We start from the raw sequence: 15,269 nt of genomic DNA on the forward strand, positions 1-15,269 counted from the left end.
GCTCGGGGTCCTAATTGCCTTCGGCAATTAGTCGAACCCCAATTGCTTTACCGAGGGTTCGAACACACTTTCATCAGATATAAAAAAGCCCCACTGCGGGGGCATTTTTATATCTGGCGGAGAGAGAGGGATTCGAACCCTCGGTACGGGGTTACCGTACACACGCTTTCCAGGCGTGCTCCTTCGACCGCTCGGACACCTCTCCAGAAGATGCGCAGCTTAATGCAGCCAGCCCGGCTGATCAATCACTGCCTTTAGATGGACCATAAAAGGGCATTGGAAACGGCGTTACTTTTGAATCCGTGTCCGAAACCTTTGCCGTGCCCTCTTTTTCAACCTCGTCAATGCGCATAATGGCATGCATAGGAATGTAGGTTCGCTTAACCCCAGAAAACTCGCTTTTAAGCTTTTCTTCAGCAGGGTCAACCACCACTTGAGTGCGCTCACCAAAGGTTAGCTCCTCAATTTCCACAAATCCCATCAGTGCCCCATCTGACACACCCCGAGCATAGACTTCGTAAATCTTACCCTGATTGTGAAAGATGACCCGATAAATGCGCGCTGCTTGATTCATAACCTAAAAGTGTATCATGACATGGATGCATATTTGGGAAGGACAAGCATTTTCTGAGGTGGCGCTGATACCTGTGCGCCGAGACCCGGCGCGCTTTAAAGTCAGCTGCACTGTCACCGACGGGCAGGAACATACCTTTCAGCTCTGGTTTTACAATATCCCAGAAATCTCACAGTGGCTGCGGCGAATGGAGCCCCAGCGCTGGGGGTTTAATGGGCCTGGGCTGATTGAGATCAAGGCAGCCCTTGAGCCGGCGCTCACGCAGGTAGATGTCTATGGTTTAACCGACACTAATCGTGAAGCGCATAACCAAGTCACCGCGCCGCATTATTGGATTACACATTGGGCGCTCACTTAAGATGACCGGCCCGGCGCTGCTTAAAAAACTCACGTAACAGTGCCGCGCAGTCTTTCTCTAGCACACCACCAATCACTTCAATTTGATGATTATGCGAGGTATGTGCATGTAAAGACATCGCACTGCCACACGCGCCAGTTTTGGGGTCGTGAGCACCAAACACAACTCGCCCTACCCGCGCATGAATCAAAGCCCCAATGCACATTGGGCACGGCTCAAGGGTTACATATAACGTGGTATCCGGTAATCGATAAGCCTGAATCGCCTGCCCTGCCTGCCTCAGCGTAAGCATTTCGGCATGAGCGCTGGGGTCGTGCAGGCCAATCGGCGCATTATGGGCTTCGGCTAGCACCTGATCGCCTTGCACCAGAAGCGCGCCAACAGGCACTTCGCCCTGCTCAGCGGCTTGTTGGGCGAGCGCATAAGCGCGACGCATATAATCTGTGTGGTTCAAGGCTAGCCTCTCTCTTATCCAGCTTTTATGGCTGGAACTATCAGTTTTATAGATTTTTCAAATATATCCATTAGCTGCTTGTCAATAAAATCCTCTTTCTCTATGGCATTTTCTACCTGACCAGCCACTGACGCTAACTGCAATGCACCAATTTGTGTTGCCGAGCCACGAATATTATGTAAGCGGCGCTGGGCAGAGGCCACATCACCCTTGGCTAAATCAGCCTTCAAATCAACCAGTACCGTAGAGAACTCTTCGCGGAAAATACCCAAGAGACGCTCAAATAAGGCAACATTCCCATCCATGGTGTGCGCCGCATGCTGAATATCTATTCCAGGTACCTCGGGCATGGCCTGTTTGCACCAACGCCCAAAGCACGCAGCCATTTGCTCCAAGCTTAAGGGCTTGAGCAGTACATCGTTCATTCCGGCTGCTAAGGCGGCCTCTCTTTGCTCTTCCATCGCGCCAGCGGTAAATGCCACGATCGGCAACGCTTTAAATCGAGGGTCTTTCCTTAACCGCCGGGTAGTTTCTAGCCCATCTAAAATTGGCATTTGCACATCCATCAGCACACCACTATATAACGTTGGATGATCATTGAGCATGGCCAAAGCCTGCTCACCATCATTCACCGCGTCACATTCCCCACCCAGCGCTTCAATAAACTCTTGAACCAAATACCGGTTGAGTTCACCGTCATCCACCACCAGCAGTCGGCATCCCTTCAAAAGCTGCTGATCAACCATCGAGCGCGGGTCGGCCGCGCGCAAAACACCCGACTGCCCTTCAGCAACACCAAAGGGCAACTCAACCCAAAACACACTTCCCTTGCCTAGCGTGCTCTTGACCCCAATATCACCCCCCATTAACCGAACCAAACGAGCACTAATCGAAAGCCCCAGCCCAGTGCCTGGATAACTTTCATTATCCGCCCAATCGGCCTGCGTAAATGGCTCAAAAAGCCCAGATTGATCTGATTCTGACAACCCGATACCGGTATCTGACACGTTAAATCGAAAGCGCACTTGCTCTTTACTTTGCGCCACCGTATCAACGCTAACTTGCACCCGACCCTGGCGGGTAAATTTAATGGCGTTACCCACTAGGTTTCCGAGCACTTGCTCAAGACGAAGCGGATCACCCATTAATACCTGGCCCACCGGGCCAGATGCCGGGAAAAGCTCGAATGCTAGCCCTTTGCTATCTGCTACATGCTGATACAGGTTACGAAGCCGCTCGAGCACCTCATTCAAATCAAACAAACGCTGTCGAATGACTAGTTTGCCGGCCTCTATTCGAGACAGATCCAGCACATCATCAATAATCGACAGCAATAGCTCACCGGCATCCTGAATGCGCGAAACCATATCGCGCTGGCGTTCTTCAAGCGAATCACGCATCAGCAGATCTGTCAGCCCAAGAACGGCATTCATCGGAGTGCGAATCTCATGGCTCATATTGGCCAGAAAGGCGCTTTTTGCCCGTTCCAGCCGTTCGGCACGTTGTTTGTTTTCTACCAGCTGCTGTTCAGCAGCTTTGCGGGTGGTAATATCGGCCAATACCCCTTCCCACACGGTGGAACCATCGGGTAGCTTGCGTGGCACCGACTCGGCACTAATCCAGTTGACCTTGCCGTCTACCACCACCCGGGTTTCGCCATAAAATGGCGCCTGCTTCTCAAAGGCCGCTGCATTAAGCGCAACCCATTCATCAAAATCATCGGGATGCACACACGCAAACCCCTTCATCGGATCTGCCGCCGCTTCTTCACGCTTAAGCCCGGTAAGCTCCAAAAAGCGAGTGCTCATAAAGGCGAAATAGGCCATGCCCCCATCTGGTGGTTGCACCATGGTATAGGTTCCAACAGGGATGTTTTCAGTTAGCTCATAAGCCGTTTGCTGTAGCTGCTGCTCTGCGCTGCGCAGTGCGGCCTGAGTCTCTCTGAGGATGCTGACATCGGTAAAGGTAACCAGCGCGTAAACATCAAATACCATTGCGCGTAAAACCACCTCACGCGCCGTGCCGGTTTTACCGGTCACGCTCAGTTCAAGGGATTCAATTTTGCCCGCGCCCTGCTGAGCCGCTGCAATGGCAGCGTCCCAACGGGCAAAGGCTTTGCTCCGATAATCCGGGTCGGGATAAGCTAGCTCTGCCCATTGATAAACGGTGGAAATATCTTCTAACGTGTACCCAAAACTATCCGTAAACTGCTGATTGACATAGATAACATCACGCTGTTTATCTAACTTGGTTACTGCCAAAGCGATTGGCAGGCCCTCGATTAGCGTCGCTAAATCATCCTTAAGCCAATTACTCAGGCCAGTGCGTCTAGAGCAATCCATGCGCACGCGCTTTTGACAGCGCCTGTAAGCCTGAATGCACACCCAGCTTTCTGTACAAGTTTCGAGCGTGGGTTTGTGCCGTTGCCACAGAAATATTCATACTATCTGCTGCCTGCGCATAAGATGCGCCCTCAGCAAATTGCACTAACAATTCTCTTTCTCGGCGTGTAAGCGGCGAGAAGTTGGTTGGCTCATCAGCCACAGTGGCTGGCGGATCTTCTTTAAAGACACGCTTTAACAAATAACCCGCAAGCTGAGGGCTAATTGGATGTAATCCATCCATCAGCTGTTCAATGGCACGGGAAATCGAAATATGCGCATCGCCTTTAACGATATAACCCACAGCGCCAAGGCGTACGGCCGCCAAGAGCCGCCCTTCTTCTGCTGAAGAGGAAATGACCAAAATTCGTACATCAGGAAAATGCGCATTAATCTCACGAATCACTTCAAGGCCATCCATATCCGGCAGCCCCAAATCCACCAATGCAACCCCAATCTGATGCCCATGCTCAGAAAGTAGATTAATTGCATCATGGCCGGTAGGCGCTAAAAGCACCTCACAATCCATCCGGCTGCTCTCAATCGCATCCTTAATTACACTCCGAAAGAAAGCATCATCCTCAACAATTAACGTTTCCATGACGGTTTTAACCCACTCAAATTACTGTGTACTGCCTTTAAGGTAGCCTAAAACCTTACACCAAGAGGATACCCAAATCATGTGGTTTGTTCCGACTTTTACTGACAAAAACAAACCAAATGGATCATAAAAAGACTGCTTTCAGGTCAAAAAGACTTCGCATCTGGCCTACCATCTAGGCCATGGATAAAAAAGCAATCGTAACCAACGCCACCGAGCTCGTTCATGCCATCCGCCAAGGCGACCGACCTGGCTTGATGGAGGTTTTTTTAGCCGAGTATGGACTATCAACTGAAGAAGGCGTGGCAATGATGTGCCTTGCCGAGGCGCTGTTGCGCGTGCCAGACGCCCCCAGTATTGACGCACTGATCGAAGATAAAATTGGTAGTGGCGATTGGGCGCGTCACAAGGGGCAGTCAAGCTCTTCATGGGTTAATGCTTCCACCTTTGCCCTTGATCTGACAGCCGGCGTACTTAACGCGCATGGCAGCGGTGTTGAGCAGACCCTACGGGGCGCTATAAAGCGCCTTGGCGAGCCCGCCATTCGCAAGGCCGCGCGCCTTGCCATGCGTGAGATGGGCCGACAGTTTGTGCTGGGCGAGTCAATTGAGTCAGCCACCCGGCGTGCGCGCCGGTTAGAGGCAAAAGGCTACACCTACTCTTACGATATGCTGGGTGAGGCCGCCCGCACCGCCGCGGATGCGCAAGCGTATTTTAACGCTTACCAGCACGCCATTCTTGCCATCGCAAAAAATGCACAAACGCGTGACAGCCGATCAAACCCCGGTATTTCGGTCAAACTCTCGGCCCTGCACCCACGCTACGAGGTGGCACAGCAGGCGCGAGTTGCAAAAGAGCTTACCCCCCGCTTAGCGGCGCTAGTGCGCCTGGCGGCAACCCATCACATTGGGCTAAACATTGACGCCGAAGAGATGGATCGTCTTGCCCTATCGCAACAGGTTGTTGAGCAGGTACTCAGTAATCCTGACCTTGCCAGCTGGAATGGGTTTGGCATGGTGGTGCAGGCGTATGGGCACCGCGCAACCGAGGTTGTCGATTGGTTTTACGCCCTAGCTGAAACACTCGATCGCCAATTCACCTTACGGTTAGTGAAGGGGGCGTATTGGGATACCGAGATTAAACATGCGCAGGTACTCGGGCTTAATCACTTTCCGGTATTCACCAATAAAGCAGCTACCGATGTGAACTACATCAATATCTCGCAAAAGCTCTTAGGCATGACAGATCGAATCTACCCGCAATTTGCCACGCATAACGCCCATACGTTAAGCGCCGTCATTGCCCTGGCAAAAGAACTCGGTATTAGCCGTACGCAGTTTGAGTTTCAGCGACTCCATGGCATGGGGGAGAAACTCCACGAGATTGTGATGGAACGCCATCACACACGCTGCCGCATTTATGCACCGGTGGGTCAACACAAAGACCTTCTTGCCTACCTTGTCCGCCGCTTGCTAGAAAACGGGGCCAATTCGTCTTTTGTGAATCAAATTGCCGATAAAACCATTCCGGCAGAAGAAGTGGTTACCTGCCCTTTTGAAGCGCTCTGTTACGCCCCAACCCTGCCCACCGGGCATAAAGTCTTTTTGCCAACCCGACGTAATGCCCGGGGTTTTGATCTTGCCGATAGCGATGATTTGGCTTTGATTGAGCAGGCCCGCGCTCAGCAGCGTAAGCACTTTTTAGCAGAACCGATTATTGCCCAGCCCGTTAGCAGAACCAGCAGCAACTGGCAGGTTGTGACAAACCCAGCCAACCCGGCAGAGAAAGTGGGTGACGTCCTTTACGCCACTACTGAGGAAGTTGACCAAGCCATTGGCGCGGCAACGCCGTGGGCGGCGCCTGCGGCTGAGCGCGCTGATGTATTGGAGCATGCCGCCGAGCTCTATGAACGTGACTTTGGCGAAATTCTCACCATTGCCGCGCGCGAAGCCGGAAAAAACTTACCCGATGCGGTAGGCGAACTGCGAGAAGCGGTTGATTTTCTTTACTACTACGCAGCACAAGCGCGGCAAAACGACTTAAAACCCCGTGGCCGATTTGCCTGCATTTCGCCTTGGAACTTTCCACTTGCTATTTTTACCGGCCAAATTGCCGGCGCTCTGGCTGCGGGCAATGCTGTACTTGCCAAACCTGCCGAGCAATCACCCCTCATGGCCGCCAAGGGCGTGGCTCTGTTGCATGAGGCTGGCGTTCCGCTAACGGCGCTACAACTACTCCCCGGCGATGGCACCACGGTTGGGGCACAATTAACTTGTGACTCGCGCATCGATGGCGTTGCATTTACGGGTGGCACCAACACCGCGCGCCTCATCCAGCAAAACCTTGCTAAACATTGTGCGCCAGGCACCCCGTTCATTGCCGAAACCGGCGGTTTAAATGCGATGGTCATCGACTCGACCGCGCTACATGAACAAGCCGTTAAGGATGTCATTGCCAGTGCCTTTCAGTCGGCGGGGCAACGCTGCTCGGCCTTACGCTGTTTGTATATTCAAAAAGAGGTGTATGCCGATTTCCTCACCATGCTCTATGGCGCTATGGATGAGCTTAGCATCGGCAACCCATGGCCACTGAATACCGACATCGGCCCCGTTATCGATGCACCTGCCGCGGCATCTATTCAAGCTTATATTGATACCGCCAAAGCAGATGGGCGACTACTCAAACAACTCGACCCACCCACCACGGGGCATTTTATTGGCCCAGCGGTGATTGGCGTAAACAGCATCCAAGACCTTGCACAGGAAATTTTTGGCCCTGTGCTGCATGTTGCCAGCTACACGGCCGACGCCCTCGATACCGTTATTAAACAAATTAATGAGCGCGGCTACGGGCTGACTTTTGGTGTTCACACGCGCATTAATGAGCGCTCAACCTATCTATCTGAGCAGATTCATGCCGGCAACATTTACGTTAACCGCAATCAAATTGGGGCGATTGTTGCCAGCCAGCCCTTTGGCGGTGAAGGATTATCGGGCACCGGCCCCAAGGCGGGCGGGCCGCATTATCTTGCGCGTTTTGCTGCGCCGCAGCCGGCCACTGCGCCGCCACCCCATCACTTTGACATGCCAGGCCCAACAGGCGAGTCGAATACGCTCTATCTTATGCCACGCCCGCCGCTGCTTTGCCTTGGGCCAGATCCACAAGCCTTGGAGGAGCAGCGCCAGCAGGTCCAAGCCCTTGGCGGCCAAAGCAAAACACTGCAGGGCAAGCTCAACCCCGCTGAACTTGAAACCCTGAACGAGATTGGCGGTGTGATCTGGTGGGGTGATGAGGCAACGGGGCGTGAACTGGCATTAGCCCTAGCGCGCCGCGAAGGCCCTATCATTCCGCTAATTACCGGTTATCCAGACACAGCACATGTTTACTTTGAGCGCCATGTTTGTATTGATACAACCGCCTCGGGCGGCAATGCCGAGCTGTTAGCAAGCGCAACGCCCTAGTCGTTGTGCAATAGGTGATGATGCTGATTGGCCAGCACCAAGCGTCCCGTTTGCACATCAACAGAAACCCAGAGGTGTTTTAAATGCTCAAGCAAGGGCGCACCAGACACCCCATATACCGCTGAAAAAAATTCATGACTTTTCTCGTCAAGCTGCCATGGCTTATCACGCAAGAGTGGGCGTGCATAGATTTTATCGGTATCTGACCCGTCTAAAGACACGCGCACCAGGGCAACGCTGCCCGTCTGCCAGGCCGCCTCCAACGTCGGCGGTGGCTCGTTATTAATCAAACCGATCCAGCGCCGCAATTCCCAGTCGCTAAGCTAATTGGCCCGCGCAAAGGCACTCAAAAACCGCATAAAAGACTGCAGCCCGGCCGGCTCGATAAACAGATAAAGATTTTGCCCCTCCATGGTATCGGGCTGAATCTCTCGCTCATCAAACGCCGCACCCAGTCGCTGCTCAAGCGCTGACCACGCCGCGCCGGGCTGCATAGCTAGATGCTGCTCAATAACCCGCTTACCCTCAACTTTGTAAAGGGTCTGTTCATCGGCAGACAAAAAGTAAAGTTTGACAACACCTTGCGCCGGTTCAAACGCGATGTTGAACAAGCGCGACCGATCGATCCAGCTCGGCAGCCAGTCAAAACCCTGTTGTTTAAAGATAAAATCGTGATTAAACATGATCGGTAAAAGTCATTCGCTCCTGCGACTCGCGGGTGGCCCGATTGATGCGTTTGCGCAAACCAAACGCGCGGCGCTCTGCACGCTGCTGAGCGGCGCGAATCATTAGCTGCGGTTTTAAACGGGCTAACCAATGAATAGCGCGCGGAAGATTTCGGGTAATAAGCTCATCCTCTAAGCTTGCATAACGAAACACCTCGCCCGGCTGCCCCTGCCGCGCGGTTCTTCCGTATAACTGCCAGTCCACTCGAATGCTCTCATGCGGCTCAAACATCATCACACACAGCCCACCCGCTTCGGCGGCCTCTGGAGACAACTTAATATCGGTACCCCGGCCAGCCATGTTTGTAGCTACGGTAATTTTCCCACTGCCACCGGCTGCCGATACGATCTCAGCCTCTAACGCAGGCTGCTTGGCATTCAACAGCTGAAACTCTAATCTTTGCTGGGTTAGTGCTTCCGCCAAAAACTCACTATCTGCCACATTCCGCGTGCCAATCAGCACGGCTCGCCCCTGCTGATGTAATTGGCGAATACGAGCAACCACCGCATCGCGCTTAGTTAGCCGATCGGCAAACATCTGCACCGGGTCAATTTGCCTACGCGATGGCACTCGCGGAGGTATACGCAGGGTATGAACGCGGTAGTTAAAGAATAGCTCATGATCGATATCCTGCAGCGTACCGCTGGCCCCCGCAAGGCGCCCATAAAGCTTAAAAAAGTTCTGAAAACTCAAGCGTGCAAGCGTTCGGCTGGGGTCAGTGAGCGGCACACCGGCGCGGGCCTCAATGGCCTGATGCAGGCCATAACTCCAGGTGCGCCCTGGCATACTGCGGCCGGTACCTTCATCCACAATCACCACTTCGTCTTCAAGCACCACATAGTGATGATCTTGAATAAACCGCTCACGGGCCAACACCGCTTGGGTAAACAAATCTTCGCGCCGACCACGACTGCGCCACATTGCCGGTAATTGTTTGGCCAGACGGGCTAAGGCCTCCTGCCCGGCCTCTCGCCAAATCACATCCCGCTGACCGGGCACCAACCGATAATGCCGATCAGTTTCTAACTGCTCGACCAGCGCATGGGCTTTAGCTACCGCGTCTTTTAGCCCGGGGTTAGGCTCTGGCTCTGAAATAATCATGGGCGTAATCGCCTCATCAATCAGAATCTGATCTGCTTCATCTACCAACACATCCTGCAACCCGCGCTGCATTAGCGGCACCGAGGCTTCACCGCGCAAGGTACGCAAACTGGCTTGTATACGATCGACAACACCGCCAAAACGCACCCGATCAATGAGGTGGTCGGCAATAACCTGTTTGGCAGTCGCATAGACAATCGGCTTGGTATAGGCGATACGTTTTTCCTCGGGGTTCATTTCGGCGTTAAGCGCCACCGCCTCTAATCGGCAAAAGGCATATAAGGGCTGCAGAAATTCCGCATCACGCGCGGCCAAATACTCGTTAGCGGTAATCAGATGACAGGGCCCCGGCTCCCAACCCCGGATTACCGCTGCAAGCCCCAGCGTAAGTGTTTTACCCTCGCCTGGCGCCACTTGCACAACATACCCATCGAGCATGGCAAGCGCCGCCATGATTTGCACCTTGTAGGGTGTTTGGCCGAGCTGCCGGGTTGCCGCCTCGCAAAGCCCCGCTAGTGCGTTGCATAAGATGGCCCGAGAGGTATCTATCTGCCGGCGCGCAGCAGCTTGGCGAGATTGGTCCAGCAGCGCCTGTAGCTGGGGATCAGACAGGGTAGACAAGTCTTTAACACTAGCGCTGACTTGCGCGGCTTCTTGAGCATACTTTGACTCGAGCTGCGAGCGTCTGAGCCGGTGCCAAAGCAGCGCAGGTGCCACCTCAAACCAACGCGGATCCTTTGGAATCCGCCGCGTTGGCTCATGCCGAAATGCTGCGGTCATCTCCATTAAAGCTGATAACGCGCTTTGAGCAACTGTTGTAGCGCTGTCCAGCCCTGCTGTAAGGGCGGCGCCGGCTCAAGAGCTACGCGAATCGTACCCAAAACCCCATCTTCTAGGCGTGCACTAGCCACCGCATCCAACGGCGCGCGCAGCTCAAAAAACGGCTCTTGCGCCATCATCCGGCCTTGCTCATCGGGTTGCGCAGCAAACCGCCCGCCGCCGGGAATACCCAACGCTGGGCTGGGCAGCTCACGCCGCTCAAAGGGTAAAAAGCGCAGGGCTTGCGGATTAATGCGCTGACCCGGATTAGCGTGAATGCGGATTTCTCCGCCAGCCAGTTGACCGTCAAACAAGCTAGAAGCGCGCTCTTGACTGACCACACCCACAAAAACTTTCTGCTCAGGGGCAAGGACTGTGCCTAGGCGCTGCCCCCGCGTAATTTGTGTTTGTAACTGATCTGGGCCAATTGAGCGAATCCAAATCCCATCATGCGGTGCACGCACCTGCAGTGCGGTTAGCCTTTCATCAATCTCATCGAGCCTTTGGAGCAGCCATGCTTCACGCTCTTCAAGCGCTTCAAGATCACCGCTCGACTGATTGACCGCCCGTCGTAGCAACCACCGCACCTCAATAATTTGCTGGCCCGTTAACTCTCGCTCAAGTGTTAGGGTTTCGTTGCTAAGCTCAAGCAGAACCTGGCCGGCAACGACTGGCTGGCCATCATCCACAGACACCTGCTCTAGTTGCCCACCGGCCGCCGCAAAAAGCGTGGTTCGCTCTGTTGCCTCAACAACGCCCGGCGCTCGCAGACCTTGCGGCATGGGCCAGGCCGCCAGCAGCGTAATCACCAAGCCCAGCGCTACCAGTGCCAGAGCCACCGCACGCGGCCTGCCGTGTTGTAGCTCACCATTTCGCGCCAGATATTTCACCCCCTTAACCGCCGGGCCCACCAGCCAGATGTATCCCATGGCCATCACCATCAACACCCCCAGCACCAGCGAAATATCTGCCATATACAGGGTGATCACCACCATCACCATCAAACGATAAGCAATGCTGCCCACCGCATAGCTTAGGTACCACACCCGTGCATAGCGGTCTTCTGCCGGGCTAATGGCACGGCTTACCCTTAAGTAGTATCGCTTGAGCAAATACAACCACTGCTGAGAGGATTTTTGATACAGATTTGGCAGCCCCGTCAGGTCTGAGAGGATGTAGTAGGCGTCAAACTTGAGCAATGGGTTGCCATTAAAGGCCAGTGATGAGACTGATCCGATAATCATCACATTAAACGCCAGCGCATTAACCAAGCCCGGGGCCGTCTGTGCCCAAATCAGTGCAGCCAATGCGGCAATAAATAACTCTACATACATACCAGCAGCTGCCACCATCGAGCGCTGCCATGGGCTGCGTAAAGACCAACTGGCACTGGCATCTGTGTACGGCAGGGGCATTAGGGCAATTAGCATGATGCCGATGGTATGCACGCTGGCCCCATATCGACGACACACAATGGCATGCCCAAGCTCATGCAATAGCTTTAAGAAAAACAGCGCCACGAACAGCCAAATCAAATTATCTGCAGCCAGCAGGCCCTGTGTTGCACTGCGAAGCCGATCGGTATTTTGCAAAACAGCACGGGCGCCCAGCACCACCACAATCAACCAAATCACAAAAGCCGGTTGGGTAAAAAAGCGCCGTAACCAGCCAATATTGGCTTTTAGCACCTCATCCGGATTCCAAATGGGAATGCGGAAGTACAAAAACGCCATTAAATAGCTCAGCTTTTCTTTTCGGCGCCCCTTTTGATAGCGCTCAAAAATCCCTTCACTACCGCCTTGAGATCGAAAAAACAGCAAATTCATTTGATGAAGCTGCGCGAGCAACGCCACTACTTCTTCTTGGCCCGGGGCGGTTTCGGGGTGGTCTTCACAAAACTTTGACCAAATCTCCTCCACGGTTCGCCGCGGTGTGAGCTGGCCCACAAATGCCCAGGCCTCGGGTCGCAGGCGATAGTACTTCTCAGAGCAGCTATCCTGCAGCACATACCAAATCTGATGGCGATAGGTTTGTTTATGTACTTGCACAGTTGGCAATAACCCAACCCGCAAGGGTGCCACTTGATACCAAGATTCGCTAAAGGTTGAACGTGCCACGGCCGCCTACCACCAAAGCCAAAGACGCAGACGATTCCACGCCTTATGCCCAATCACCCACAGCGCGCTGCGTTTACCTACATCGATACGCGCAACGCCCGTCATGCCAGGCCGCCACCAAGGTGCAACAGCGGTATCTAAACTGGCATTAACGGAAAACACCGCACCCTGCCCATCACGCACCTGCGCCATTGGAATAATCTGCTCTACGCTCAAGGCGATCTGCTCAGACGGCCGTGCCACTAGAGAAAACGTACCCGTGCTATCCGATTCAACAAACTGAATATCCTCTTCAGCCACATCAATCAGCAAATAAATGCCGCGTAACTCTGCCACGCGCATTAATCGATCACCCTGATTGACTGGTGCTGAGAGCAAATCACGCCGATCACCCTCAACCACCACGCCCGTCAGCGGTGCAATGAGCTCAGCTTGATTGACTTGTCGCTGCACCTGGGCAATGCGCGCTCTGGTTTGGGCAACGCGCGCCTCGGCCACTGCGGTATCTACGTTATTAAACTCAGCCCGCGCGCGATCAAGCTCAGCTTGGTTGCGCTGTAACTCGGCCTGAAGCTCGGCAAGTTGCAGCAAGCGCTCTTCGGTATCCATCACCACCAGCGTGTCGCCAGCTTGAACCGCATCGCCGCTTGTTGCATTGACCTCAGCAACGGTGCCCTGCCAAGGTGCCGTAAGCAGTCGCGTTTCATCAGTAACAAGGCGCGCCGTACCGCTCACGCGATGAGTGACTGGCGTGACCGCAGCCAACAGCAAGACTGCGCTGAGCACAACAATGGCGGTTTTAATCCAAAGATTCTCACCGCCAAACCAGCGGCTCACACTCTGGCGCACTCGATAGCCAAGCCGCTTAAACACGCCGGCCTCTTCGCGCCGTAAATTTTGCAGGTGGCCTACTATGGTTTGCGCCACCAAATAACCGCTAGAAACCGTTTGGGCACTAATTGGGCCAACATAGCTAATCAGCGTGAGGGAGGCAATCGATTCACCATCGGCATCGTGCAACGGAAACGTGACTAAATCTTTAGCGCCTAGTTGCGCTAGCAGTTGCTGATGGGCCACTTCGATAATACCCGGGGTACCTTCTGCATCACCCTGAGCACACTGAATCATCGTATCTTGATCAGCCGCCTCTTCTAAGGCCGCCTCCATCAGTCTGACCTGTTCAGTTTTTCGCTCAAAGCGCTCGTAGTGGCTAATGAAACGCGCGCGAATATAAGCACCCTCACGCCAACCCAGCACGGCCTGATCTATCCCCTCTGCGGCACTAACCAAACCATTCACCAGGCTATAGCCTGCGGTTTGAAAACGCTGTGCCTGTAAACAACCAGACAGCACATCTAACAAAGGACCAAGCCCTGCTGACTCAACGCCGCTTTGCTCGGCTTCGTCAGGCAAAATATCGGCAATGAGCCCCGCCCGAGTGAGCGCCGCTTTAATGGCGTCTTCTGAGTCTGCCTCCAGCCCAACCAGCAAAACAAACGCCTGCTCAGCGCCGGGCATTTGAATAGCTAAAAAGGGCGGCTCAAAGGGCGCGCCGGGTGAGCGTGCGCGCAGTGCATAGCCACTGGCCTTAACACGACCCAACAGTGCCTTGGCATCGGGGGCACCCAGCCACCGAGACAGGGCCAAGTCATCAGACCCCACTTGACCGAGCAGCTTGGGGGGCAGATCTTGCTCGGCAACATGAACAACCGCCACCCAATCAGCCTGGCAAAAACCCTGCGCCGTGCTTAAGTAACGTGGCCAATCAAATGCATCTAACCCCTGCTGCGCGGCCAAAAGGCGCAAATCGCGCAGGTCTTGGAGATAATCAAAGAGGCCTAATCGCTGGCTCATTCCGCGGGGGTCAACTGTACGCGGGCACTTAGCCCGGGACGAATCAGAAAATCAGGGTTATCAAATTCCACCTTCACCTCAACCCGACCACTGGCCGGATCGGCAATTGGTGAGATAAAGCTGACTCGCCCATCATAACGTTGCCCTTCAACCTCCACGATTGCTGACATTCCCTGTGTAAGGTTTACCGCTTGTCGGCTGCGTAAGTTAAGGCGTACGAAATTAACCCCACTATCAATCAGTTCAACCGCAGGGTCACCGGCCTGCACCCATTCACCCGGTTTTGAGGTGACCTGGCTAATCGTACCTGCCACGGGAGCAGTGAGCGTGCGTTGCGCTAAGCGCCCCAACCCAATTTCGTAGTCTAATTGTTGTTGCGATTTGGTCAGCACTAACTGATCAACCTCTGCCGCGGCACTCAGCCGCTGCAACTCTAAATTACGCAACTCATCACGGCTGACAGAGCCGGTATCCGCAAACAGCATCTCTAAGCTCTCAAGGCGCTCTTCAATAAGCGCCAGCCGACTGCGTGCGGCCGTTAGCGCGCTGTTATCACGCCAATCAAGCTCAAGTCGCTCAAGCTCAAGATCTTGAATTTCTTGCTGGAGCACCAGCAAGGGCTGGCCGGCCTCGACCCGCTCTCCTTCATCCACCGGAGCTTCTGCGACGACGCCGCTCACCTCTAGGGCAAGTAAATACCGCCCGCGCGGGTAGACAACACCCACCAGCGCCTCTGGCTCCACAGCCACAATTTGCTCTGGCGAGAAATTTCTAAAATCTTCTGCGGGGTCTTCTTGCGCGAGGGCAAGAGACCCCATCCAAC

General features: G+C 54.1%; 12 protein-coding genes and 1 tRNA gene. 2 read left to right on the forward strand and 11 right to left on the reverse strand.

What is annotated here, in order from left to right; translation table 11 throughout:
- Window positions 1–114: 114 nt before the first annotated feature.
- Window positions 115–205: transfer RNA gene (locus tag GH984_RS10375), tRNA-Ser, on the reverse strand.
- A 36-nt stretch (window positions 206–241) separates the two neighbouring features.
- The gene (locus tag GH984_RS10380; protein WP_153720155.1) at window positions 242–574 is read right to left on the reverse strand and encodes a DUF1820 family protein; all 333 of its coding nucleotides are present in this window, start codon (window positions 572–574) and stop codon (window positions 242–244) included.
- Window positions 575–590: 16 nt separating this feature from the next.
- Between GH984_RS10380 and GH984_RS10385 the strand changes: the two genes are divergently transcribed.
- Window positions 591–932: a hypothetical protein gene (locus GH984_RS10385; RefSeq protein ID WP_153720156.1), complete on the forward strand. Its 342-nt coding sequence runs from the start codon at window positions 591–593 to the stop codon at window positions 930–932.
- Here the strand turns inward: GH984_RS10385 and tadA are convergent.
- From tadA to GH984_RS10400, 3 genes are read right to left on the reverse strand one after another with little or no spacing between them, the layout of a single operon-like run.
- A complete protein-coding gene (tadA, locus tag GH984_RS10390; RefSeq protein ID WP_256365623.1) occupies window positions 925–1,386 on the reverse strand; it encodes a tRNA adenosine(34) deaminase TadA in 462 nt (153 codons plus the stop codon). The genes GH984_RS10385 and tadA overlap by 8 nt on opposite strands.
- A gap of 14 nt (window positions 1,387–1,400) precedes the next feature.
- A complete protein-coding gene (locus tag GH984_RS10395) occupies window positions 1,401–3,728 on the reverse strand; it encodes an ATP-binding protein (RefSeq protein ID WP_153720157.1) in 2,328 nt (775 codons plus the stop codon).
- A complete protein-coding gene (locus GH984_RS10400) occupies window positions 3,715–4,368 on the reverse strand; it encodes a response regulator transcription factor (protein WP_153720158.1) in 654 nt (217 codons plus the stop codon). The genes GH984_RS10395 and GH984_RS10400 overlap by 14 nt, the downstream gene beginning before the upstream one ends.
- 182 nt (window positions 4,369–4,550) lie before the next feature.
- On the opposite strand from GH984_RS10400, the gene putA reads away from it, so the two are divergent.
- On the forward strand, window positions 4,551–7,829 hold the full coding sequence (putA, locus tag GH984_RS10405) for a bifunctional proline dehydrogenase/L-glutamate gamma-semialdehyde dehydrogenase PutA (protein WP_153720159.1): 3,279 nt from the start codon (window positions 4,551–4,553) through the stop codon (window positions 7,827–7,829).
- Here putA and GH984_RS10410 read toward each other — a convergent pair.
- From GH984_RS10410 to GH984_RS10435, 6 genes are read right to left on the reverse strand one after another with little or no spacing between them, the layout of a single operon-like run.
- Window positions 7,826–8,119 (reverse strand): hypothetical protein, encoded by a 294-nt coding sequence (locus tag GH984_RS10410; protein ID WP_153720160.1) that lies wholly within the window; start codon window positions 8,117–8,119, stop codon window positions 7,826–7,828. The genes putA and GH984_RS10410 overlap by 4 nt on opposite strands.
- A gap of 33 nt (window positions 8,120–8,152) precedes the next feature.
- Window positions 8,153–8,512, reverse strand: a complete 360-nt coding sequence (locus GH984_RS10415) for a hypothetical protein (protein ID WP_153720161.1) — start codon at window positions 8,510–8,512, stop codon at window positions 8,153–8,155.
- Window positions 8,505–10,442 carry a preprotein translocase subunit SecA gene (locus GH984_RS10420; protein ID WP_153720162.1) on the reverse strand — a complete coding sequence of 646 codons (1,938 nt, stop codon included), beginning with the start codon at window positions 10,440–10,442 and terminating at the stop codon, window positions 8,505–8,507. Before GH984_RS10420 ends, GH984_RS10415 begins: the two co-directional genes overlap by 8 nt.
- On the reverse strand, window positions 10,442–12,592 hold the full coding sequence (locus GH984_RS11110) for a site-2 protease family protein (protein WP_153720163.1): 2,151 nt from the start codon (window positions 12,590–12,592) through the stop codon (window positions 10,442–10,444). The genes GH984_RS10420 and GH984_RS11110 overlap by 1 nt, the downstream gene beginning before the upstream one ends.
- 6 nt (window positions 12,593–12,598) lie before the next feature.
- On the reverse strand, window positions 12,599–14,446 hold the full coding sequence (locus tag GH984_RS10430; protein ID WP_153720164.1) for an efflux RND transporter periplasmic adaptor subunit: 1,848 nt from the start codon (window positions 14,444–14,446) through the stop codon (window positions 12,599–12,601).
- The gene (locus tag GH984_RS10435; RefSeq protein WP_172973229.1) at window positions 14,443–15,264 is read right to left on the reverse strand and encodes an efflux RND transporter periplasmic adaptor subunit; all 822 of its coding nucleotides are present in this window, start codon (window positions 15,262–15,264) and stop codon (window positions 14,443–14,445) included. The genes GH984_RS10430 and GH984_RS10435 overlap by 4 nt, the downstream gene beginning before the upstream one ends.
- Window positions 15,265–15,269: the final 5 nt, after the last annotated feature.

The organism is Spiribacter salilacus, assembly GCF_009649225.1.
GTDB classification, from domain to species: domain Bacteria; phylum Pseudomonadota; class Gammaproteobacteria; order Nitrococcales; family Nitrococcaceae; genus Spiribacter; species Spiribacter salilacus.